Genomic DNA, 20,558 nt, shown 5'->3' with positions numbered 1-20,558 from the left:
CGCTAGCGCAGGATCACGTCGACCAGCGCCACGATATCGAGCACCGTTCGCGTCTCGAGGTCGATGCGGAAGAAATAGGGCCCGACCTGCACGTAGCCCTCGCCCGCGGGGGCGTCGGGCAGGTCGGTGCCCGCCAGCGACACGGCGTCGCCATGCAGGGCGGGCAGCGCGTCGCCCGGATCGAAGGCCGGCGCCGGCTGCGGGGGCGGACCACAGGCGGCGGCAAGACGCACCTGCCCCAGCGGGCAAGGGGCGGGTCGTGCCTCCGTCATCCGTGCCGCGGGCGCGGAATCGGCCGCCGCCGGCCCGGCCAGCAGCCCGGCCGGCACAGATGCGGCCGCCGGGGCGGCGCAAAGCGCGAGGGCAAGGCAGATCGGGGCAGGGCAACGGGGCATGTCATCGGGTCGCTTTGCGGGGTCGGGACGCGAACGCCCCGCCCGCCGGAAAGGTCCGGCGCCGCCCCGGCCCCTCAGGCGTCGAGCTCGACCCAGACGGGAACGTGATCCGACGGCTTTTCGCGCGCGCGCAGATCGGCCTCGATCCAGCAATCATCGAGCAGATCGGCGGCCTGCGGCGTCAAAAGGTGGTGGTCGATGCGGATGCCGTCATTGCGGTCGAACGCCCCCGCCTGGTAGTCCCAGAACGAGTAATGCCCCGGTCCGCGGTGGCGCGCGCGGAACGCCTCGGTCAGGCCGAGCGACACGAGGCGGCGAAAGGCCGCGCGGGTCTCGGGGCGGGCCAGAGCATCCTCGCGCCAGGCATCGGGGCGGGCGGCATCCTCGTCCATCGGGATGACGTTGTAATCGCCGCAGAGCACCGCAGGCTCCTCGGTGGCGAGAAGCGCGCGCGCGCGGTCGTGGAGCCGCTCCATCCAGGCGAGCTTGTAGTCGTATTTCGGCCCCGGCACGGGGTTGCCGTTGGGCAGATAGAGCCCGCAGACCCGTACCGCGCGGGCGCCCATCACCGTCGCCTCGATCCAGCGGGCCTGTTCGTCGTCATCGTCGCCGGGCAGGCCGCGCGTCACGTCCTCGAGCGGCAGTTTCGACAGGATGGCCACCCCGTTGAAGCCCTTCTGGCCGTGGGTCTCGACGGTATAGCCCAGATCCTCGACCGCCTCGCGGGGGAAACCCTCGTCCACGGACTTGATCTCTTGCAGGCAGGCCACGTCGGGCCGAGCCTCGCGCAGCCAGTCCAGCAGGATCGGCAGACGTGCCTTGACGCCGTTGATGTTGAAGCTGGCGATACGCATGTCGGCCCCCGGATCGGTGTTCGGTCCGCGATCTGGTGCACCGCGGCCGCGCCCAAGTCCAGAGCGCGGGCGCTACATCGAAAAGCTGACGCCGCAGCCGCAGGAGCTCGAGGCGTTGGGATTGTCGATGGTGAACCGCGCGCCGATCAGCTCTTCGGTAAAGTCGATCACCGCCCCCGCGAGGAAAGGCAGCGACACGCTGTCGACCAGCACACGCTCGCCGTTCCTTTCGAGCACGAGATCGTCCTCGGCCGGCTCGTCGAGGCGGATATCGTACTGGAACCCCGAACACCCCCCGCCCTCGACCGCAACGCGCAGCGCGCGCCCTTCGGCGGCGGCGCCGATCTCGGCCAGGCGTTCAAAGGCGCGATCGGTGACTTTCGGGGGCATGTTCATGGGGTGTTCAGCCTGCTTTCCGGGGTCTTGCCGAATATATGGCCCCTGCGACAGGACAACAAGGACGCCGCCATGCAGGCCCCCCATGCCGCCGATCCCGACCAGAGCCGCGGGCGTCTCTATCCCGAGGACGAAAGCACCTTTCGCTCGCCGTTCCAGCGCGACCGCGACCGCATCATCCATGCCTCGGCCTTTCGGCGGCTCAAGCACAAGACGCAGGTGTTCATCGAGCACGAGGGGGATTATTTCCGCACGCGCCTGACCCATTCGATCGAGGTCGCGCAGGTCGCGCGCACCATCGCGGGCACGCTGGGGCTGAACACCGATTTGACCGAGGCGGTGGCGCTGGCCCACGATCTGGGCCATCCGCCCTTTGGCCATACCGGCGAAGAGGCGTTGCAGGCGCTGATGGCGGGCTATGGCGGGTTCGACCACAACGCGCAGGCGATCCGCATCGTCACCTCGCTGGAGCGCCATTATGCCGGGTTCGACGGGCTGAACCTGACCTGGGAAACGCTCGAGGGGATCGCCAAGCATAACGGCCCCGTGGCCCATCCGCGCCCCTATGCGCTGGCCGAATACGACGCGCGCCACGATCTCGAGCTCGACACCCATGCGGGCGCCGAAGCGCAGGTCGCGGCCATCGCCGACGATGTCGCCTATAACAGCCACGATCTGCATGACGGTCTCAGGGCCGAGCTGTTCTCGACCGACGAGCTGGCCGAGCTGCCGCTGCTGGGCGGCTGTTTCGCGCGGGTCGACCGGCTCTATCCCGGTCTGAACTACTATCGCCGCCGCCACGAGGCGCTGCGCCGGTTCTTCGGGCTGCTGGTCGAGGACGTGATCGCCGAGGCGCGGTTGCGGCTCGCCGCGCTCGATCCGCGCACGCCGCGCGACGTGCGCCTCGCGGGCCATCCGATCATCCGGTTCAGCGACCCTGTCTTTGCCGATCTCAAGGTGATCCGCGATTTCCTGTTTCACCGCATGTATCGCGCGCCCGAGGTGGTCGAGATGCGCGCCAAGGTCACGCAGGTCATCGAGGATCTCTTTCCGCTGTTCATGGAACGCACCGACCTGCTGCCCAAGCAATGGCGCAAGGATGTGGACGAGGTCGCCGACGAGACCGCGCTGGCGCGCATCGTGCTCGACTATATCGCGGGGATGACCGACCGTTTCGCCATCCAGTCCCATCGCGAGCTGATCGGCGGCACGCTGGCCGAGGCGATCTGAGGCGTCGCGCGGGACCGGCACTGTTCAAACGGCGCGCGTGCTTTATCTTCGCTTCATCGACGCCATCGGGGGAAAATCGGAATGGCCACAGGCACCGGCGCGGAGGGGCTCGACCCGGTCGCGGCCATAGCACTTGTCGGGGCGCTGGGCGTCGGCGCGCAATGGGTCGCGTGGCGGCTGCGGATGCCGGCCATCGTGCTCATGCTGCTGGTGGGCGTCATCGTCGGCCCGGCGATGGGGTTTTTCGACCCCGCGCGCGATATCGGCGACATCTACATCCCGCTGATCTCGATCGCCGTCGCGATCATCCTGTTCGAGGGGGGGCTCACGCTCAACTTCCACACGCTGCGCGATGCCGCGTCGGGCGTGCGGCGGCTGGTGGTGATCGGGGCGCCGGTGGGGTGGCTTCTGTCGACGCTCTGCCTGCGCTACGGCGCGGGGCTGAGCTGGGAAAGCTCGGCGGTGTTCGGCGGGCTGATGATCGTCACCGGCCCCACGGTGATCGCGCCGCTCCTGCGCTCGGCCCGGCTGGCGCGGCGCCCGGCGGCGCTCCTGCAATGGGAGGCGATCCTCAACGACCCCGTGGGCGCGCTGGCGGCGGTTCTGGCCTTCGAGGTGGTGGTGGTGCTGCGCACTGCCGAGACGGTCTCGACCGCGATGCTGACGCTGGTGCTGGGCATCGGGATCGCCACCGCGCTTGGCGCTGCGGCGGGCGTGCTGACGGCATGGGCGTTCAAGACCGCGCGCGTGCCCGAGTTCATGAAGGTGCCGGTGCTGTTCGTGCTGGTGCTGGCGGTATTCGCCGTCTCGGACATGGTGCTGCACGAATCCGGCCTGCTTGCGGTGACGATCATGGGGGTGGTGATCGGCAACAGCCGCATTCCGTCGTTCGAGGAACTGCGGCGGTTCAAGGAACACGCCACCATCCTGCTCGTGTCGGGGGTGTTCATCCTGCTGGCCGCCTCGCTCGATTTCTCGACGCTGGGGCAGTTGACGTGGCGGTCGCTGATCTTCGTCTTTTTGGTGCTGTCATTCGCGCGGCCGGTATCGGTGCTTCTGGCGCTGGCCACGACGAAACTGCCCTGGCGCGAACAGGTCCTTGTGGCGACCACCGGCCCGCGCGGCGTGGTGATCGTGGCGGTCGCGGGGCTGTTCGGCGGGCGGCTGGTCGAGATCGGGGTGGCCGACGGGGCGCTGATCGGCCCGCTGGCCTTTGCGCTGGTCGCGGCCTCGGTCGTGGTGCACGGATTCACGCTGGCGCCGGTCGCGCGGTTGCTCGGGGTGACGGCGTCCGAGCGGCCGGGCGTGATCCTCGTCGGCGGCAGCTACTGGACGACGGGCTTTGCCGAGGCGTTGAAACAGGCCGAGGTTCCGGTGCTCATCACCGATCCCAACCGCGGCAACCTGCGCCGCGCCCGCGAGATCGGGATCGACACGTTCTTCGGCGACATCCTGAGCGAGACGGCCGAGTTGCAGATCGAGATCGCGGGCTACAAGACCATCGTCGCGGCGACCGACAACGACGCCTACAACACGCTCGTCGCCACCGATCTCGCGCCCGAGTTCGGCCGCGAGAACGTGTTCCAGGTGGAGCGCGAGAAAAGCTCGGTGCGCCACTCGCTGCCCTCGACGCTCGGCGGGCAGAGCATCGCGGGGGGCGCCACCTATCACGAGCTCAATCGCCGGATGTGGCGCGACTGGACCTTCCGCGTCACGCGCCTGAGCGAGGAATACACCATCGAGGACTGGCGCGCGAAACGCCCCGAGGCCGAGATCCTCGCCTGGATCGACACCTCGGACGAGATCCAGTTCGTCTCGGACGACGCCGATGTGGCGGCCGGTCCGGGCGTGCGGATCGTGTCGATGCTGCCCCCCGGCGAGGCGACGCGCGAGCGCGGCCCGAACGGCGCGCGAAAGGGCGGGGACGATGCCGGTGGCGCGGCGGCCTGAGGGGGGCCGCGGCCCGCGTTGACCGGGCGCCCCGCGCGGTCTAGACCCGGATCGCCCGGACCAGGCGCCGACGCGCCGCCGGGGCCAACCAGACCGAGGCCGCGATGAACCTTTATGCCGAGATGCGGGCGCATGTGATCGACGCGCTCGAGGAAATGACCCGTGCCGGAGACCTGCCCGAGGGGCTCGATTTCGGAAATGTCGCGGTCGAGCCGCCGCGCGACGCGGCCCATGGCGACATGGCCACCAATGCCGCGATGGTGCTGGCCAAGCCCGCCGGACGCAAGCCGCGCGAGATCGCCGAGGCGCTGGCCCCGCGGCTTTCCGCGCTCGACATGGTGGACGGGGCGAGCGTGGCGGGACCGGGATTCCTGAACCTCGATCTCGCGCCCGGCACCTGGTCGACGCTGGTCGGACGTGTCCCGCAGGACGCGGAATACGGCCGCGTCGACCTGGGCCGGGGACGGCGGGTCAATGTCGAATACGTCTCGGCGAACCCGACCGGCCCGCTGCATGTCGGCCATACGCGCGGCGCGGTATTCGGCGATGCGCTGGCCAACCTGCTGGCTTTCACCGGCTGGGACGTGACGCGCGAATACTACATCAACGACGGCGGCGCGCAGGTCGATACGCTCGCCCGGTCGGCCTATCTGCGCTATCTTCAGGCCCATGGGCGCGAGGTCGATTTCGTCGACGGCACCTATCCGGGCGATTACCTGATCGCCGTGGGCGAGGCGCTCAAGGACCGTGTCGGGGATGCCTGGCTCGATCGCGGCGAGGAGGTGTGGCTCGACGAGGCGCGCAGCTTTGCCACCGATGCGATGATGGACCTCATCCGGTCCGATCTCGCGGCGCTCGGCATCGAGATGGATCGATTTTTCTCTGAAAAATCGCTCTATGGCACCGGCCGGATCGAAGAGGCCATCGCCACGCTCGACGCGCGGGGGCTGATCTATCGCGGCACGCTCGAGCCGCCCAAGGGCAAGACCCCCGAGGATTGGGAGCCGCGCGAGCAGGTCCTGTTCCGCTCGACCGATCACGGCGACGACGTGGATCGCCCGGTCCGGAAATCGGATGGGTCCTGGACCTATTTCGCCCCCGATATCGCCTATCACTGGGACAAGATCGACCGCGGCTTCGACGCGCTGATCGACGTGTTCGGCGCCGATCACGGCGGCTATGTCAAACGCATGAAAGCCGCCGTCAGCGCCCTGTCGGACGGCAAGGTGCCGCTCGACGTCAAGCTCTGCCAGCTCGTCAAGCTCAGCAAGGACGGCACGCCCGTCACCATGTCCAAGCGCGGCGGCACTTTTGTCGCGCTGCGCGACGTGGTCGACGAGGTCGGGGCGGACGTGACGCGTTTCGTCATGCTGACGCGCAAGAACGACGCGCCGCTCGAGTTCGATTTCGCCAAGGCGGTCGAGCAGACCAAGGACAACCCGGTATTCTATGTCCAGTACGCCCATGCGCGCTGCCGGTCGGTCCTGCGCAAGGCCGAAGCCGCCGGGATCGCGTCCGGCACGGCCGAAATTACGGATGCGGCCGAGATCGAGGTCGCGCGGCGCCTTGCCGAGTTCCCCCGCATCGTCGAGATCGCGGCCCGCAACCACGAGCCGCATCGAATCGCCTTTTACCTCTACGATCTCGCAGGCAGCTTTCACGCGCTCTGGAACAAGGGCAACGATGCGCCCGGCCTGCGTTTCTGGCAGGAGAGTGACCCGCGTGCGACATCGGCGAAAATTGTTCTGCCCCAGGCCGTTTCCGTTGTGATTTCGGCCGGTCTGTCTATCCTTGGCGTCACGCCTGCCGAGGAAATGCGCTGAGCCGCGCCGCGCTGCGCAGTTCGCACGATCCCGGCGGGGCCAAGGCAGCAGAAACGCAGGGGCGGTCAACGTCCCGCGGCATGAGGCAGTTATGACGGAATACTCGTATGACGAGGCGGATTACGTGGCCGCCGGCGAAGATGCGCGCGGCGCCCGTATCCAGAATCTCGTCAACCTTTCGGGGGCGCTGGTCTCGCTTGCGCTGATCGGCGGAATGGCGGTGTGGGGCTACAAGCTTCTCGTGCGCGACGTCTCGGGCATCCCGGTGATCGAGGCGATCGAGGGGGCCTTTCGCGTGGCGCCCGACGATCCGGGCGGCGACGTGGCGCCGAACCAGGGGCTCCAGGTCAACGAGATCGCCGCGCTGGGCAGCGCGGGCGAGATGGCCGACGAGTTGCGGCTCGCGCCCGCGGGGGTGGACCTCACCGACGAGGATCTGCCGGGCGACGCGCTGGCTGCGCTCGATCCGCCCGAGCCGGTCGAGACGCCGCAGGCCCCGGTGGCGGCGGAGGCCGATGCGGACGACGCGGCCGTACCCATGCTGCGCGTGCTGACCCCCGATATCGCGACGCTGGAGGCGCTGACGGGCCAGGAGGCCGAGGCGCCGCTGTCGCTCGAGGATGCGCCCGAGGACGCGCTGTCGACCGACCTCGCCGTGGCCGAAGCGCTGATGCAGGAGGCGCCGACCTCGGCCACGTCGCTTTTCCCCGAGGAAGAGGGGTTGGGCACCACGACAAGCTCGGTCCGCCCCGAACCGCGCCCCCGCGCGCCGCGCGTGGATGCCGTGGCGACCGTCTCGGCCGACCCGGCGGCGCAGATCGCCCCCGCCGCCGCATCCGTCTCTTCGGTGGCCGAGGTGTCGCCCGACGCGCTGGTGCCGGGCACGCGGCTCGTGCAGCTCGGCGCCTATGGCAGCGAGGATGTGGCGCGCGAGGAATGGGACCGGATCGGCGGCCGTTTTGCCGAATATTTCGAGGGCAAGCGCCGCGTCGTCCAGCGCTCGGTTTCGGGCGGCAAGACCTTCTTTCGTCTGCGCGTCGAGGGGTTCGCCGATCTCGCCGATGCGCGGCGGTTCTGCTCGACCCTGATGGCGGGCCGGGTGGAGTGCATCCCGGTCGAGGTCAAGTGACGCCCTCGGCCGCGATCATCGGCATCGGGGGGCTGACCCTCGGCGCGGACGAGGCGGCGTTCCTGCGCGAGGCCGACCCCTGGGGCGTGATCCTCTTTGGCCGCAATATCGACAGCCCCGACCAGGTCGCCGCGCTGACGGATGCGGTGCGCATGGCGCTGGGGCGCGAGGCGCCGATCCTCATCGACCAGGAGGGCGGGCGGGTGCAACGCCTGCGCCGCCCGCATTGGCGCGAATGGCGCACGCCGCTGGCGACGGTCGAGGCGGCGCGCGATCCGCGCCGCGCCATGTGGCTGCGCGCAAGGCTGATCGCGGACGAGCTGCGCGGCGTGGGCATCGACGTGAACTGCGTGCCGACCGCCGATGTGGCGCGCGCCGAGACGCATCCGTTCCTCAAGAGCCGCTGCTATGGCTACGACCCCGAGACGGTGATCGCGGCGGCGCGCGGCACCGCCGAGGGCTGTCTTGCGGGCGGTGTGCTGCCGGTGATGAAGCATATGCCCGGCCATGGTCGCGGACGCGCCGACAGCCACCACGAACTGCCCGTCGTGCGCGCCGCACGCGGCGAGCTCGAAACCGATTTCGCGCCGTTCCGGGCGTTGAACGACCTGCCGCTGGGGATGACCGCGCATGTCGTCTTTACCGATCTGGGCGATGGTCCGGCGACGACCGATCCGGGGCTGATCTGGACCATCCGCGAGGAAATCGGCTTTGACGGGCTGTTGATGTCGGACGATCTGGGCATGAACGCACTGGGCGGCACCATCGCCGCGCGCACCCGCGCCGCCATCGAGGCGGGCTGCGATATCGCGCTGTTCGGCAATGGCGGGCGGGACGACAATGCGGGCTGCATCGCGGCCGCGGGTCCGATGGGGGCCGACGCGCTTCGCCGGGCCGAGGCCGCGCTGGCGCGCCGCCGCCTGCCCGAGCTGGCCGATATCGACGCGCTCGAGTTCGAGCTGTCCGAAGTCGTGGATGGCGAGGTCTATGGCTGAGGTCACGCCCCTTGGCGGCGCGGTGGCCGAACGGCTTGCCGCCGAGGCGTTGATCGTCGATGTCGAGGGGTTCGAGGGGCCGCTCGACCTTCTGCTGACGCTGGCGCGCACGCAAAAGGTCGATCTGCGCCAGATCAGCGTGCTGGCGCTGGCGCGGCAATATCTCGGTTTTGTCGAGCAGGCGCGCGAACTCAGGATCGAGCTGGCGGCCGATTACCTCGTGATGGCGGCATGGCTCGCCTTTCTCAAGTCGCGGCTGCTTCTGCCGCCCGACCCGGCCGAAGAGGGGCCTTCGGGCGCCGAGATGGCGGCGCACCTGGCCTTTCAGCTCGAACGGCTCGAGGCGATGCGCGATGCCGGCGCGCGGTTGATGGCGCGCGACCGCAAGGGGCGGGATTTCTTTGCGCGCGGCCTGCCCGAACGGGTGGAGCGGGTGCGGCAGGTGCGCTGGACCGCGACGCTTCTCGACCTGATGCAGGCCTATGCCCATGTCCGCACGCGCGACGATTTCCGGCCCTACGCCATGGATCGCGAGGATGTCATGACGCTGGACCAGGCGCTGGAGCGGATGCGGGGGCTGATCGGGTTCGCGGGCGCCTGGACCGATCTGGCGAGCTACCTGCCCGGCGACTGGACGGGGGCGCCGGGGCGCCGCCGTTCGGCCATGGCGAGCCATTTCGCGGCCTCGCTCGAACTGGTCAAGGCGGGCCGCATCGAGATCCGCCAGGGCGAGAGCTTTGCCCCCATCGAGATCCGCCGCCGCGATGGCTGACGACCGCCAGAGCCCGCTTTTCGAGGCGCCGCCCCTGTCGGAGCAGGAACGGATGGTCGAGGCGATCCTCTTTGCCACGGCCGAGCCCGTCGGACTGGCCGACCTCGCCGCGCGGATGCCGCATGGCTGCGACCCGCGCGCGGCGCTGGGGCTTTTGGCGCGCCGCTACGAGGGGCGGGGGGTGCAGCTTGTCCGGGTGGGCGAGCTTTACGCCATGCGCACCGCGCCCGATCTGGGTTTCCTGATGAGCCGCGAGACCGTCGAGACCCGCAAGCTCAGCCGCGCCGCCATCGAGACGCTGGCCATCGTGGCCTATCACCAGCCCTGCACCCGCGCCGAGATCGAGGAGATCCGCGGCGTCGCGGTCAGCCGCGGCACAATCGACCAGTTGCTCGAACTGGAATGGGTGCGGTTGGGGCGGCGGCGTCAATCGCCGGGGCGGCCCGTCACCTTTGTCACGACCGAGGCGTTTCTCGACCATTTCGGCCTGTCCTCGGCGCGCGACCTGCCGGGGCTCAAGGATCTGCGCGCCGCGGGGCTGCTGGACGCGCGGCAGGCCCCCGATGCGAGCGAGGATGCGGCGGAGTCGAAATCCGACGCGCAAGCCACTATGTTCCCGCAGGACCAAGACACGTCAGATCCACGGGATGGAGACCAGACATGAACCTCGGACAGATCGGCACGATGGCCGTGCGCATGATCCTGCGCCGCCTGATGAGCCGCGGCATGAACGCGGGGATCAACCGCGCTTTCGGCGCGGCCCGCACGCCGGGCGCGGCGAAACAGGGACGCGCGGCGCAGGTCAGCGGGAAACGGACGAAACAGGCGATGCGGGTCGCCCGGAGGTTCGGGCGCTTTTAGGGGGTCGCGGGTCAGTCGGCGCGGAAATGCTTGGCGAGCTTGAGCCCTTGCCCCTGGTAGTTCGACGCGATCTCGCGCCCGTAAAGCCGGGCGGGGCGTTCATCCATCCGCTCGTAGACCAGCCGCCCCACGATCTGTCCGTGCTCCAGCACGAAGGGCGCCTCGTGGCACCGCACCTCGAGCACGCCGCGCGCGCCCGTGCCGCCCGCGGCCGCATGTCCGAAGCCCGGATCGAAGAACCCGGCGTAATGCACGCGGAACTCGCCCACCATGGCGAGATAGGGCGCCATCTCGGCGGCGTGGTCGGGCGGGATCGTGACCGCCTCGCGGCTGACGAGGATATAGAAGGCACCCGGATCGAGGATAAGCCGCGCCTCGGCGGTATGCAGCGGCTCCCAGAACTCGGAGGCGGGATAATGGCCGATCCGGTCCAGATCGACGAGCCCGGTATGCGGCTTGGCGCGCCAGCCGACATGGGTGCCCTGCGCGGGTTTCAGGTCCACCGAAAAGCCGAGGCCCCCGTCGATCACCGGCTCGCCGCCGCTGACCAGCCCCTCGGTCGCGTGCAGCGCGGTCAGCGCTGCATCGTCCAGCACCGCGCTGCCGCGCCGGAACCGGATCTGGTTGAGCCGCATCCCCGGCCGCACCAGCACCGAGAATGAGCGCGGGCAGATCTCGGCATAGAGCGGGCCGTCGTAACCTTGGGGAATGCGGTCGAACTCGGTCCCGCCATCGGTCACGACGCGGGTGAGAAGGTCGAGCCGCCCGGTCGAGCTCTTGGCATTGGCGACGGCGGCGAGGTCGGAAGGGAGGCTCAGCCGCTCCATCAGGGGCACGAGATAGACGCAGCCCTTTTCGAGCACCGCTCCGGGGGTCAGGTCGATCTCGTGCATCGAGACCTCGCCGAGCCGCTCGGCCACGCCGCGCCCGCGCCCGGCGAGGAACGAGGCACGGATGCGAAAGGCCCGCGTCCCGAGCCTCAGGTCGAGCGATGCGGGCTGCACCTGCGCGGCGTCGACGGGCGGATCGGCGACGATCCCGCCTGACGCGATCAGCGCCTCGATCTGCTGGCTGGCCAAGACGCTCATGCTGGTCTCCCGGTCGGTCGCCCCCGTTCTTAGCCGCCGGGAGGCCGGGGCGAAACGGCAAAGGCGATACCACGCCGCTGCGTTGCGGCAAAGGCATGGCGGGCTTGCGGCAATGGCCGTTCAAAGGGGCGGGGCGGGGGCTTAGATGCTGCGCAACGCCATTCCCAAAGGACAAGAAGATGGTTGCCCAGGTTCAGACATCCCCCGGCCCGTTCCGCCGCGCATTCGCGCGGATCGGCCGCATCATGACGGCCAGCATGGAGGCCGATGCGCGGCTCAAGCTGGTTCATCGCCTGCAGGACAAGAGCAATGCCGAGCTTGCCGCGATGGGGCTCAAGCGCGAGGATATCGTACGCTACGCGTTCCGCGACGTGATGTGATTTCGAGACGTCGCCGCCCGCAAGGGCGTGGACATGAAAACGCCGGCATCCGCGAGGATGCCGGCGTTTTTTATGGTCGGGCTAGCAGGACTCGAACCTGCGACCTTCCGTCCCCCAGACGGACGCGCTACCAGGCTGCGCCATAGCCCGACTGAGATGCGTTCTACCGAAACCGGCGACGGGGGCAAGGGCCGATCTGGGGGAAATCGCGCCTGCCGCGGCGTCGCGTCAATCGTCGACCGAGGCCATCGCGCGGGCGAGATCGCGTGCCCGGTCGAGAAGATGCGCCAACCGCTCGACATCCACTTCGTCGCGGGTCCGCGCGTGCGGCGCGCCCAGCCGGTCGAGCCGCACGAGGATGCCGGGCCGCGCCTTGGCGAGCGATGGATCGGGACGCAGGATCCCGGCCCCGAGCGGAACCCGCGCGGGGGTGGGGCGGGGCGGTGGCGACGGCTCCGCTTCGGGCTCGGCTGGCGAGGCGTCTGACGGGGGCCCGGATTGCGGCTCGGGCGCGGTGGCGGCGATCTCGGCAGGTTCCTGCGGGGGATCGTCGGGGGCTGCATCAGGCTGCGGCGCGTCCTCGGGCTCTGGCATTTCCCGCGGGGCAGGGGCGTCGCTTGCGTGATCGGTCGCGGTCGTCGCGTGGGGCGCCTCGCCCGGCTCGGGCGGGGCGTCCTGCGCGGACCCTGCGGGGGGCGTGATCTCGACCGACCGGGGCTTCGGCGCGTCGGGCGGGGGCGTTTCGGTCAGGCTGCGCACGGCCTCGGGCGCATCGTCGACAAAGGGCCAGCGGTCGGGCGGCGCGTCGACGCCCGCGCGGAACGCCGCCGGGGCGAGCGGCACGACATTGTCGCCCCGCGGCGACACCAGCCGCACATCGGGGCCCATCCCCGACCCGTCGAGCGGCGGCGAAAGCTGGGCGACCTGTTTCACGCCCTCTTCGCGCAGGAGTTTCTGCACCCCGCGGATGGTCAGCCCGTCATCGTGCAGCAGCCGCTTGATCCCGCCCAAAAGCTCCATGTCCGAGGGGCGGTAATAGCGGCGGCCGCCCGCGCGCTTGACCGGCTTGATCTGGGTAAAGCGCGATTCCCAGAATCGCAGCACGTGGGCGGGCACGTCGAGCCACTCGGCCACCTCGCTGATCGTGCGGAATGCATCGGGCGATTTGGCCATGGGATCAGGCCTTGTTCCCCTCGGCCACACGCTCGCGCATCAGGTGCGACGGGCGGAAGCTGAGCACGCGGCGCGGATGGATCGGCACCTCTTCGCCCGTCTTGGGATTGCGGCCGATCCGGGCGTTCTTGGACCGGACGGTGAAGGTGCCGAAGGACGAGATCTTGACCTGTTCGTCGGCGACGAGCGCATCGGCGACGTGTTGCAGGATCGATTCGACCAACTGCGCGCTTTCGTTACGGCTCAGCCCGACTTCGCGGAACACCGCTTCGCTGAGGTCCATTCGCGTGAGCGTCTTGCCTGCCATACGCATCCCCCCGGTTGCCCCGGCAGCATGACGAGGCGGACAAAACATGTCAACGTCAAGGGCTTGTGGCCCGCGCCGATCCGCCGATCACCAGCGCAGGACGACCGATCCCCAGGCGAGACCGCCGCCGATCGCCTCGGTCACGATCAGGTCGCCCTCGGCGATCTGGCCGCGCGCGTGCGCCACCGACAGCGCCAGCGGGATCGAGGCGGCCGAGGTGTTGCCATGATCGGCCACCGTGACCACGACCCGGTCCATGCCGACGCCCATGCGCTGCGCGGTGGCCTTGATGATGCGCAGATTGGCCTGGTGGGGCACGATCCAGTCGACATCGTCGGGGCCGAGCCCCGCGCGGTCGAGCGCGGAATGCGCCGTCGCGGCGAGCTTTTCGACCGCGTGGCGAAAAACCTCGCGCCCCTCCATCCTGAGATGGCCGACCGTTTGCGTCGACACGCCGCCGTCGACATAGAGGATATCGCGGTGCCGCCCGTCCGAGTTCAGATCGGCGGCGAGGATGCCGCGGTCGGCGGCATTGCCCGCGCCGTCCCCGGCCTCGAGGATCAGCGCGCCCGCGCCGTCGCCGAACAGCACGCAGGTCGCGCGGTCGGTCCAGTCCATGATGCGCGAAAACGTCTCGGCCCCGATGACCATGACCGATTTCGCCTGGCCCGCCACGATCATCGCGTTCGCCGTGGCCAGGGCAAAGACGAACCCCGCGCAGACGGCCTGGATGTCGAAGGCAAAGCCGCCGGTCATGCCAAGCCGGGCCTGCACCATGGTCGCGGCCGAGGGAAAGGTCAGGTCGGGGGTCGAGGTGGCGACGATCAGCGCGTCGATATCGCCGGCCGCCATCCCCGCATCGTCCAGCGCGGCCTGCGCCGCGCGGGTGGCAAGGTCGGACGTGGTCTGGCCGTCGGCCGCGAAATGGCGCCGCTCGATCCCCGAGCGCGAGCGGATCCATTCGTCCGTGGTGTCGAGCGTCGCCTCGAACTCGGCATTCTCGACGACGCGCTCGGGCAGGTAATGCCCGACGCCGCGCACGCGGGCGCGCAGGACGCTCATGATCCGGTTCTTTCGGCGGTCGAGGGCACAGGCCCGCCGCCGCTGGCGACGCGGGCGGCGAGGCGGTTGGTGAAATCGGCGCGGGCCAGCTCGTAGGCGAGCTTGATCGCCGACGAAACGCCCGTGGCATCGGCCGAGCCGTGGCTTTTGACGACGGTGCCGTTCAGCCCCAGGAAAACGCCGCCATTCACGCGGCGGGGGTCGATGCGCTTTTGCAGCCGCTTGAGCGAGCTCAGCGCCAGCATCGCGGCGAGGCGCGACAGGGTCGAATAGCGGAACGCGTCGCCCAGAAGCTCGCGGATGAGCAGGGCGGTGCCCTCGCCGGTCTTGAGCGCGATATTGCCGGTGAAGCCGTCGGTCACGATCACGTCGACCCGGTCCGAGGGGATATCGCTGCCCTCGACGAAGCCCACGAACTCGAACCGGTTCTCGGCGGCCGCGGCCTCGATCAGGGCATGCGCCTCTTTCAGCTCGGCGCGGCCCTTGTGTTCCTCGACCCCGTTGTTCAGCAACCCGATCCGCGGCACCTCGATCCCCTGTCCGTTGCGGGCGTAGGAGGTGCCCATCAGCGCGTATTGCAGCAGGTCCGCCGGCTCGGCGCGCACATCCGCGCCGACATCGAGCATGACGTTGAACCCCGTGGGCCCGCGCGACGGCCAGAGGCAGGCGATGGCCGGCCGCCCGACGCCCGGCAGCTTGCGCAGCCGCACGATCGACAGCAGCATCAGCGCGCCGGTATTGCCGCAGCTTACCGCAACCTCGGCCTCGCCGTCACGCACCGCGTCGATGCAGGACCACATCGAGGTGTCCTGACCGTTGCGCATGACGTGGCTCGGCTTGTCGTTCATCGACACGGTGCCGGCGGCATCGCGGATCTCGCAGCGATCCCCGATCCGGCGCTTGCGCACCAGGGGGGCCAGCACCGCCTCGGGGCCGTGCAGCAGGAAACGAAGGTCGGGATTGATCGCGGCCGATTTCGCCATGCCGGCGACGACCGACTCGGGGCCCTTGTCGCCGCCCATGGCGTCGATGGACAGGACGATGGGTCCGCGCGGCGGTTCCGTCGTCCCGAGTTCAGGCGAGCCGGCGTCGGCCATGGCGTCCGTCGTGCGCGGCCTCAGGCCGCGTCGTCGTCGAGGTCGTAGGCATCGGCAACCGCCACGACTTCGCGGGCGGCATAGTGGCCGCAGGCGCCGCAGACGTGGTGCGGGCGCTTGAGCTCGCCGCAATTGGGGCATTCGGCCGGGTTGGCAGCCGTCAGCGCGTCGTGGGCGCGGCGCATGTTGCGGCGCGATTTGGTGACTTTATTCTGAGGGACAGCCATGTGCTCGTGACCTTCAGTTGACGGGGTGCGCCGGATGCGCACCACATATGGGAGGGAGCCGTGAACCCCAAGGAACAGGCGTGAGGTCGCGCAATACGCCCTTATGTTTCGGGGATCAAGCCCGCCCCGGCGGGCGCGCGGCATATATTTCCACACCCCGCGACACAACTGCGCGCGCGATCCCGGCGCCGCTGCGTGCGGGCGAGGCTTGCGCGACCTGCTTGCCTATATATAGTCGGCCACAGGACGGGCGCGGTACCCGCTCTGTCCCATCGTGACAAGGAGCGGGCGCACCGCGGCCCGATGTCGGAATGGACGGCGATTTCAGAACGAGCTTCGTCCGCGAACCCGGTTCGCTGAAACATCACCCGGCGCTCGTCCTGAATGCAGATTATCGCCCGCTATCCTATTATCCGCTATCGCTCTGGCCGTGGCAGGACGCGATCAAGGCCGCCTTTCTCGAGCGGGTGCAGATCGTGGCGGAATACGACGCCTGGGTGCATTCGCCCACGACGCGCATCCGCATCCCGTCGGTCGTGGTGCTCAAGGATTTCGTCAAGCCTCAGAAACGCGTGGCCTTTACCCGGTTCAACCTGTTCCTGCGCGACGAGTTTCGCTGCCAGTATTGCGGATCGACGGGCGATCTGACCTTCGACCATGTCGTGCCGCGCGCCCGCGGCGGGCGCACGAGCTGGGAGAACGTGGTCGCGGCCTGTGCGCGCTGCAACCTCGCCAAGGGCTCGCGCAGCCTGCGCGACTGCGGCATGAGCCTGCGCAAGCCGCCGCGCCGCCCCGGTGCCGAAGAGCTCAAGAACATGGGCCGCAAGTTCCCCCCCAACCACCTGCACGGCACCTGGCTGGATTTCCTCTACTGGGATGCCGAGCTCGAGGATTGAGCGGGGCGCGCGGCGGGCCGGGCCGTTAGCGGTCGCGCCGGGGGTTGACCCTTCGCCGGTCTGCGGCAAGTGATCGCCGGGACAGAACGAAAGGGCTTTGCATGGTTTCGCGCGTCATTCCGGTCGATCCGTTCGACCTCGTGATCTTTGGCGGCACCGGAGACCTGGCGCGGCGCAAGATCCTGCCGGGGCTCTACCGGCGCTTCGTGGCCGGGCAGATGCCCGAGGATGCCCGCATCATCGGCGCCGCGCGCTCGGACCTGGCCGACGAAAGCTATCGCGCCGATATCCGCGAGGCGTTGGTCGAGTTCATCGGCAAGGGCAAGCTGTCCGAAGAGCAGATGGCCGCGTTCCTGTCGCGGCTGCATTACGTGGCCATCGACGCCACGGGCGAGAGCGGCTGGAAGGCGCTGGCCGCGCTGATGCGCGAGAATGTCGTGCGCGCCTTTTATTTCTCGGTCGCGCCCGGCCTCTTCGGCGAGCTGGCCGAACGGTTGCACGCCCATGGCGTGGCCAATTCCGAAAGCCGCATCGTCATCGAGAAACCGTTCGGCCGCGATCTGGAAAGCGCGCGCGAGCTCAACCGCACCCTCGCCGCGCATTTCGACGAGACGCAGATCTACCGGATCGACCACTACCTGGGCAAGGAGACGGTGCAGAACCTGATGGCGGTCCGCTTTGGCAACGTCCTGTTCGAGCCGCTGTGGAACAGCCAGTATGTCGATCACATCCAGATCACCGTGGCCGAGACCGTCGGCGTCGGCGGGCGCGGCGGCTATTACGACCGCTCGGGCGCGATGCGCGACATGGTGCAGAACCACCTCATGCAGCTTCTGTGCCTCATCGCGATGGAGCCGCCCGCGCGGTTCGAGCCCGACGAGGTGCGCGACGAGAAACTCAAGGTGATTCGCGCGCTGGAGCCGGTCGAGCGCGACGATATCGTGCGCGGCCAATATGCCGCCAAGGGCAAGATCGCGTCCTATCACGCCGATGTCGACGATGACGACAGCATCACCGAAAGCTTCATCGCGATGAAGCTGCATGTCTCGAACTGGCGCTGGGCCGGCACGCCGTTCTACGTGCGCACGGGCAAGCGGCTGCGCGCGCGCCAATCCGAGATCGCCGTGGTGTTCAAGGACGCGCCCCATTCCATCTTCGGCGCGGCGGCGGGGCGGCACCGCAATATCCTCACGATCCGGCTGCAACCCAACGAGGGGATGACGCTGGGCGTCACCATCAAGGAACCGGGGCCGGGGGGGATGCGGCTGGTCGACGTGCCCCTCGACATGAGTTTCGCCGATGCGCTGGGCCCCGATGCCGACGAGATCCCCGAGGCCTACGAGCGGCTGGTGATGGATGTCATGCGCGGCAACCAGACCCTGTTCATGCGCGGCGACGAGGTCGAGGCGGCCTGGGCCTGGACCGACCCCATCATCGAGGGATGGGAACGGCGCGAGGATGCGCCGGTGCCCTACGAGCCCGGCAGTTCCGGCCCCGAGGAATCGGCGATGCTGCTGCACCGCGAGAACCGGCGCTGGCGCGAGATCCGCGAATAGGCCCGACCCCGCCGCCGCTGGTCCAAGCCCACTGGCGAAGCTTGGCGCGACTGGCTAGGCTCCGCCCGACCTTTCCCGTCCCGCAAGGCACATTCCGATGAAGCTGATCGAATATCCCGACGCCGAAGCGATGATGATGCAGGTGGCCGACCGGCTGGCCTCCGAGATCACGATGGGGCTTTCGGGGCATGGCCATGTCTCGCTGGCGGTGCCGGGGGGCAGCACGCCCGGCCCGGTCTTCGATATCCTGTCGGGCACCGATCTCGCCTGGGACCGGGTGCATGTGCTGCTGACCGACGAGCGGCGCGTGCCGCCCGATCACGACCGCTCGAACGAACGGCTCTTGCGGGAACGCCTGCTGCGCGACCGTGCCGCGGCCGCGCAGTTCATCCGCCTCGTGCCCGACGAGGGCGCGGCGATGGACACGCTCGAGGCGCGCATCGCGCCCGAGCTTCCCCTGTCGATCCTGCTTCTGGGGATGGGCGCCGACATGCATTGCGCCTCGCTGTTTCCGGGCGCGCCCCAGCTTGCCCGCGCGCTGGCCGAGGACGCCCCCCCGGTGATGGAGGTCGATGCCGCCGAAGGGCTGGAGCCGCGGCTGACGCTGACCGGCCCGGTGCTGCGCGGGGCCATGTCGACCCATGTGCTGATTACCGGCGACGACAAACGCGCCGCGCTCGAGACGGCCCGCCGCGCCGATCCGATGGAGGCCCCGATCGCCACGGTTCTCGACCGGGCCACCGTGCACTGGGCAAGGGAGTGACGCAGATGTGGGACAAGCTGAAGGCCAGGGCCGCCGAGGTCGAGAACCGCCCGATCCTCGACCTGATGGACCAGGACCGCGCGCATGAGTTCAGCGTCGAGGCCTGCGGGTTGCTCTTCGACTATTCCAAGACGAATCTCGATGCCGAGACGCGCGACATGCTGATCGCCTTTTGCGACGAGGCGGGGCTGCGCGACCGGCGCGAGGCCATGTTCGAAGGGCGCCGCATCAACGAGACCGAGGGCCGCGCGGTGCTGCATACCGCGCTGCGCAATCTCGACGGCGGCCCGGTGCGCATCGACGAGCGCGACGTGATGCCCAAGGTCATGGGCACGCTGGCCCGGATGGAAGGTTTCGCCCGGTCGGTGCGCGAGGGCACCTTCAAGGGCCGCGGCGGGCCGATCACCGACGTGGTCAATATCGGCATCGGCGGCTCGGATCTCGGCCCGGCGATGGCGACGCAGGCGCTCGCGCCCTGGCATGACGGGCCGCGCTGTCATTTCGTCTCGAACGTGGACGGCGCGCATATCGCCGACATCCTCGCGCCGCTCGATCCCGAGACGACGCTGGTCATCGTGGCTTCCAAGACCTTCACCACGGTCGAGACGATGACCAATGCCGAGACCGCGCGCGCCTGGATGGCCGAAAAGGTGCGCGACCCGGCGGCGCAATTCGCGGCGTTGAGCTCGGCGCAGGACCGCACCTCGGCCTTCGGCATCTCGGAGACCCGCGTCTTCGGGTTCGAGGACTGGGTCGGCGGGCGCTACTCGATGTGGGGGCCCATCGGGCTGAGCCTGATGATCGCCATAGGGCCACGCGCCTTTCGCGATTTCCTGTCCGGCGCCGAGACGATGGACGGGCATTTCCGCTCCTCCGACCCGATCGAGAGCATGCCGGTGATGCTGGCGCTGGTGGGCATCTGGCACAACCAGGGCTGCGGCTATGCCACGCGCGCCGTGCTGCCCTACGAGCAGCGGCTGGCACGGCTGCCGGCCTATCTTCAGCAGCTCGAGATGGAGAGCAACGGCAAGCGCGTCTCGATGGACGGAGAGGTCTTGCCCGTCGATAGCGGGCCGGTCGTCTGGGGCGAGCCGGGCACCAACGGGCAACACGCCTTCTACCAGCTCATCCACCAGGGCACGCGCATCGTGCCCTGCGAGTTCATGGTCGGCGCGCAGGGCTTCGAAGAGGGGCTGGAACACCAGCATCGGCTACTGATGGCCAATTGCCTCGCCCAGTCCGAGGCGCTGATGCGCGGGCGCGATCTGGATGCGGCGCGGGCGTCGCTGGGCGACCGCTTCACCGGGGCCGAGCTCGAACGGCAGGCCCGCCACCGGGTCTTTCCCGGCAACCGCCCCTCGACCACGCTGCTTTACGAAAGGCTCACGCCGGCGGTGCTCGGGTCCATCGTGGCGCTTTACGAACACCGCGTCTTTGTCGAGGGCGTGCTGCTGGGCATCAACAGCTTCGATCAATGGGGGGTCGAGCTGGGCAAGGAACTGGCCAACGATCTCGCCCCGGTGCTCTCGGGCGAAAAGGACAGCGCCGGCAAGGATGCCTCGACCGCGCGGCTGGTGGACTGGCTCCGCGCAAGCGGCGCCTGA

At 69.2% G+C, this 20,558-nt stretch carries 22 protein-coding genes and 1 tRNA gene; 13 read left to right on the top strand and 10 right to left on the bottom strand.

The window, feature by feature from the left end; translation table 11 throughout:
- Positions 1-2: 2 nt before the first annotated feature.
- The 3 genes from E2L08_RS01420 to E2L08_RS01410 all read right to left on the bottom strand — a co-directional run bounded on the left by E2L08_RS01420 (position 3) and on the right by E2L08_RS01410 (position 1,645).
- Positions 3-395: a hypothetical protein gene (locus E2L08_RS01420; protein ID WP_168771015.1), complete on the bottom strand. Its 393-nt coding sequence runs from the start codon at positions 393-395 to the stop codon at positions 3-5.
- Positions 396-469: 74 nt separating this feature from the next.
- Positions 470-1,249 (bottom strand): exodeoxyribonuclease III, encoded by a 780-nt coding sequence (gene xth, locus E2L08_RS01415; protein ID WP_133395254.1) that lies wholly within the window; start codon positions 1,247-1,249, stop codon positions 470-472.
- A 72-nt stretch (positions 1,250-1,321) separates the two neighbouring features.
- On the bottom strand, positions 1,322-1,645 hold the full coding sequence (locus E2L08_RS01410) for a HesB/IscA family protein (RefSeq protein ID WP_133395253.1): 324 nt from the start codon (positions 1,643-1,645) through the stop codon (positions 1,322-1,324).
- 72 nt (positions 1,646-1,717) lie between these two features.
- On the opposite strand from E2L08_RS01410, the gene E2L08_RS01405 reads away from it, so the two are divergent.
- From E2L08_RS01405 to E2L08_RS01375, 8 genes are all read left to right on the top strand, one after another.
- Complete coding sequence (locus E2L08_RS01405; protein WP_133395252.1) at positions 1,718-2,875, top strand: deoxyguanosinetriphosphate triphosphohydrolase; 1,158 nt, start codon at positions 1,718-1,720, stop codon at positions 2,873-2,875.
- Positions 2,876-2,956: 81 nt separating this feature from the next.
- Positions 2,957-4,825, top strand: a complete 1,869-nt coding sequence (locus E2L08_RS01400) for a cation:proton antiporter (protein WP_133395251.1) — start codon at positions 2,957-2,959, stop codon at positions 4,823-4,825.
- 104 nt (positions 4,826-4,929) lie between these two features.
- Positions 4,930-6,648, top strand: a complete 1,719-nt coding sequence (gene argS, locus E2L08_RS01395) for an arginine--tRNA ligase (RefSeq protein ID WP_133395250.1) — start codon at positions 4,930-4,932, stop codon at positions 6,646-6,648.
- Between the two features lie 91 nt (positions 6,649-6,739).
- Entirely contained in the window at positions 6,740-7,777 is a 1,038-nt protein-coding gene (locus E2L08_RS17180; protein WP_240757901.1) for an SPOR domain-containing protein, read from the top strand.
- On the top strand, positions 7,774-8,772 hold the full coding sequence (locus E2L08_RS01390) for a glycoside hydrolase family 3 N-terminal domain-containing protein (protein WP_370450544.1): 999 nt from the start codon (positions 7,774-7,776) through the stop codon (positions 8,770-8,772). Before E2L08_RS17180 ends, E2L08_RS01390 begins: the two co-directional genes overlap by 4 nt.
- Entirely contained in the window at positions 8,765-9,544 is a 780-nt protein-coding gene (locus E2L08_RS01385) for a segregation and condensation protein A (protein ID WP_133395248.1), read from the top strand. Before E2L08_RS01390 ends, E2L08_RS01385 begins: the two co-directional genes overlap by 8 nt.
- Complete coding sequence (gene scpB / locus E2L08_RS01380; RefSeq protein ID WP_133395247.1) at positions 9,537-10,208, top strand: SMC-Scp complex subunit ScpB; 672 nt, start codon at positions 9,537-9,539, stop codon at positions 10,206-10,208. Before E2L08_RS01385 ends, scpB begins: the two co-directional genes overlap by 8 nt.
- Positions 10,205-10,405: a hypothetical protein gene (locus E2L08_RS01375; protein ID WP_133395246.1), complete on the top strand. Its 201-nt coding sequence runs from the start codon at positions 10,205-10,207 to the stop codon at positions 10,403-10,405. The genes scpB and E2L08_RS01375 overlap by 4 nt, the downstream gene beginning before the upstream one ends.
- An 11-nt stretch (positions 10,406-10,416) precedes the next feature.
- Here E2L08_RS01375 and E2L08_RS01370 read toward each other — a convergent pair whose 3' ends face one another.
- Positions 10,417-11,493: a 2'-deoxycytidine 5'-triphosphate deaminase gene (locus E2L08_RS01370; protein ID WP_133395245.1), complete on the bottom strand. Its 1,077-nt coding sequence runs from the start codon at positions 11,491-11,493 to the stop codon at positions 10,417-10,419.
- A gap of 179 nt (positions 11,494-11,672) precedes the next feature.
- Here E2L08_RS01370 and E2L08_RS01365 point away from each other — a divergent pair, with 179 nt between their 5' ends.
- Complete coding sequence (locus E2L08_RS01365) at positions 11,673-11,873, top strand: DUF1127 domain-containing protein (RefSeq protein WP_133395244.1); 201 nt, start codon at positions 11,673-11,675, stop codon at positions 11,871-11,873.
- 73 nt (positions 11,874-11,946) lie between these two features.
- Here the strand turns inward: E2L08_RS01365 and E2L08_RS01360 are convergent.
- The 6 genes from E2L08_RS01360 to rpmF form a co-directional block, all read right to left on the bottom strand.
- Positions 11,947-12,023 (bottom strand) — tRNA-Pro (locus tag E2L08_RS01360).
- 78 nt (positions 12,024-12,101) lie between these two features.
- On the bottom strand, positions 12,102-13,046 hold the full coding sequence (locus tag E2L08_RS17175) for a MerR family transcriptional regulator (RefSeq protein ID WP_240757899.1): 945 nt from the start codon (positions 13,044-13,046) through the stop codon (positions 12,102-12,104).
- A 4-nt stretch (positions 13,047-13,050) separates the two neighbouring features.
- Complete coding sequence (gene ihfA / locus E2L08_RS01350; RefSeq protein ID WP_133395243.1) at positions 13,051-13,353, bottom strand: integration host factor subunit alpha; 303 nt, start codon at positions 13,351-13,353, stop codon at positions 13,051-13,053.
- Between the two features lie 87 nt (positions 13,354-13,440).
- A complete protein-coding gene (locus tag E2L08_RS01345) occupies positions 13,441-14,415 on the bottom strand; it encodes a beta-ketoacyl-ACP synthase III (protein WP_133395242.1) in 975 nt (324 codons plus the stop codon).
- Complete coding sequence (gene plsX, locus E2L08_RS01340) at positions 14,412-15,512, bottom strand: phosphate acyltransferase PlsX (RefSeq protein WP_133395241.1); 1,101 nt, start codon at positions 15,510-15,512, stop codon at positions 14,412-14,414. The genes E2L08_RS01345 and plsX overlap by 4 nt, the downstream gene beginning before the upstream one ends.
- A 20-nt stretch (positions 15,513-15,532) precedes the next feature.
- A complete protein-coding gene (gene rpmF / locus E2L08_RS01335; protein WP_133395240.1) occupies positions 15,533-15,739 on the bottom strand; it encodes a 50S ribosomal protein L32 in 207 nt (68 codons plus the stop codon).
- 311 nt (positions 15,740-16,050) lie between these two features.
- Here rpmF and E2L08_RS01330 point away from each other — a divergent pair, with 311 nt between their 5' ends.
- The 4 genes from E2L08_RS01330 (at position 16,051) to pgi (ending at position 20,558) form a co-directional block, all read left to right on the top strand.
- Positions 16,051-16,635, top strand: a complete 585-nt coding sequence (locus tag E2L08_RS01330) for an HNH endonuclease (RefSeq protein WP_133395239.1) — start codon at positions 16,051-16,053, stop codon at positions 16,633-16,635.
- Positions 16,636-16,736: 101 nt separating this feature from the next.
- The gene (zwf, locus tag E2L08_RS01325; protein ID WP_133395238.1) at positions 16,737-18,191 is read left to right on the top strand and encodes a glucose-6-phosphate dehydrogenase; all 1,455 of its coding nucleotides are present in this window, start codon (positions 16,737-16,739) and stop codon (positions 18,189-18,191) included.
- Positions 18,192-18,288: 97 nt separating this feature from the next.
- Positions 18,289-18,954: a 6-phosphogluconolactonase gene (gene pgl, locus E2L08_RS01320; RefSeq protein ID WP_133395237.1), complete on the top strand. Its 666-nt coding sequence runs from the start codon at positions 18,289-18,291 to the stop codon at positions 18,952-18,954.
- A 5-nt stretch (positions 18,955-18,959) separates the two neighbouring features.
- Positions 18,960-20,558: a glucose-6-phosphate isomerase gene (pgi, locus tag E2L08_RS01315; protein WP_133395236.1), complete on the top strand. Its 1,599-nt coding sequence runs from the start codon at positions 18,960-18,962 to the stop codon at positions 20,556-20,558.

It is taken from the genome of Palleronia sediminis (assembly GCF_004358695.1).
GTDB lineage: Bacteria > Pseudomonadota > Alphaproteobacteria > Rhodobacterales > Rhodobacteraceae > Palleronia > Palleronia sediminis.
Note: the sequence above shows the minus strand (reverse complement) of the source record. Positions and strands in the feature narration are given on the sequence as shown.

Excerpts from the sequence above, each read along its gene's own strand:
- argS (WP_133395250.1), top strand. The coding sequence starts at position 4,930 with ATGAACCTTTATGCCGAGATGCGGGCGCATGTGATCGACGCGCTCGAG.
- E2L08_RS01330 (WP_133395239.1), top strand. The coding sequence starts at position 16,051 with ATGGACGGCGATTTCAGAACGAGCTTCGTCCGCGAACCCGGTTCGCTG.
- E2L08_RS01345 (WP_133395242.1), bottom strand. The coding sequence starts at position 14,415 with ATGAGCGTCCTGCGCGCCCGCGTGCGCGGCGTCGGGCATTACCTGCCC.
- pgl (WP_133395237.1), top strand. The coding sequence starts at position 18,289 with ATGAAGCTGATCGAATATCCCGACGCCGAAGCGATGATGATGCAGGTG.
- plsX (WP_133395241.1), bottom strand. The coding sequence starts at position 15,512 with ATGGCCGACGCCGGCTCGCCTGAACTCGGGACGACGGAACCGCCGCGC.
- E2L08_RS01410 (WP_133395253.1), bottom strand. The coding sequence starts at position 1,645 with ATGAACATGCCCCCGAAAGTCACCGATCGCGCCTTTGAACGCCTGGCC.
- E2L08_RS01400 (WP_133395251.1), top strand. The coding sequence starts at position 2,957 with ATGGCCACAGGCACCGGCGCGGAGGGGCTCGACCCGGTCGCGGCCATA.
- E2L08_RS01370 (WP_133395245.1), bottom strand. The coding sequence starts at position 11,493 with ATGAGCGTCTTGGCCAGCCAGCAGATCGAGGCGCTGATCGCGTCAGGC.
- rpmF (WP_133395240.1), bottom strand. The coding sequence starts at position 15,739 with ATGGCTGTCCCTCAGAATAAAGTCACCAAATCGCGCCGCAACATGCGC.
- pgi (WP_133395236.1), top strand. The coding sequence starts at position 18,960 with ATGTGGGACAAGCTGAAGGCCAGGGCCGCCGAGGTCGAGAACCGCCCG.
- E2L08_RS01420 (WP_168771015.1), bottom strand. The coding sequence starts at position 395 with ATGCCCCGTTGCCCTGCCCCGATCTGCCTTGCCCTCGCGCTTTGCGCC.
- zwf (WP_133395238.1), top strand. The coding sequence starts at position 16,737 with ATGGTTTCGCGCGTCATTCCGGTCGATCCGTTCGACCTCGTGATCTTT.
- xth (WP_133395254.1), bottom strand. The coding sequence starts at position 1,249 with ATGCGTATCGCCAGCTTCAACATCAACGGCGTCAAGGCACGTCTGCCG.
- E2L08_RS01405 (WP_133395252.1), top strand. The coding sequence starts at position 1,718 with ATGCAGGCCCCCCATGCCGCCGATCCCGACCAGAGCCGCGGGCGTCTC.
- E2L08_RS17175 (WP_240757899.1), bottom strand. The coding sequence starts at position 13,046 with ATGGCCAAATCGCCCGATGCATTCCGCACGATCAGCGAGGTGGCCGAG.
- E2L08_RS01385 (WP_133395248.1), top strand. The coding sequence starts at position 8,765 with ATGGCTGAGGTCACGCCCCTTGGCGGCGCGGTGGCCGAACGGCTTGCC.
- E2L08_RS01375 (WP_133395246.1), top strand. The coding sequence starts at position 10,205 with ATGAACCTCGGACAGATCGGCACGATGGCCGTGCGCATGATCCTGCGC.
- E2L08_RS01365 (WP_133395244.1), top strand. The coding sequence starts at position 11,673 with ATGGTTGCCCAGGTTCAGACATCCCCCGGCCCGTTCCGCCGCGCATTC.
- scpB (WP_133395247.1), top strand. The coding sequence starts at position 9,537 with ATGGCTGACGACCGCCAGAGCCCGCTTTTCGAGGCGCCGCCCCTGTCG.
- ihfA (WP_133395243.1), bottom strand. The coding sequence starts at position 13,353 with ATGGCAGGCAAGACGCTCACGCGAATGGACCTCAGCGAAGCGGTGTTC.
- E2L08_RS17180 (WP_240757901.1), top strand. The coding sequence starts at position 6,740 with ATGACGGAATACTCGTATGACGAGGCGGATTACGTGGCCGCCGGCGAA.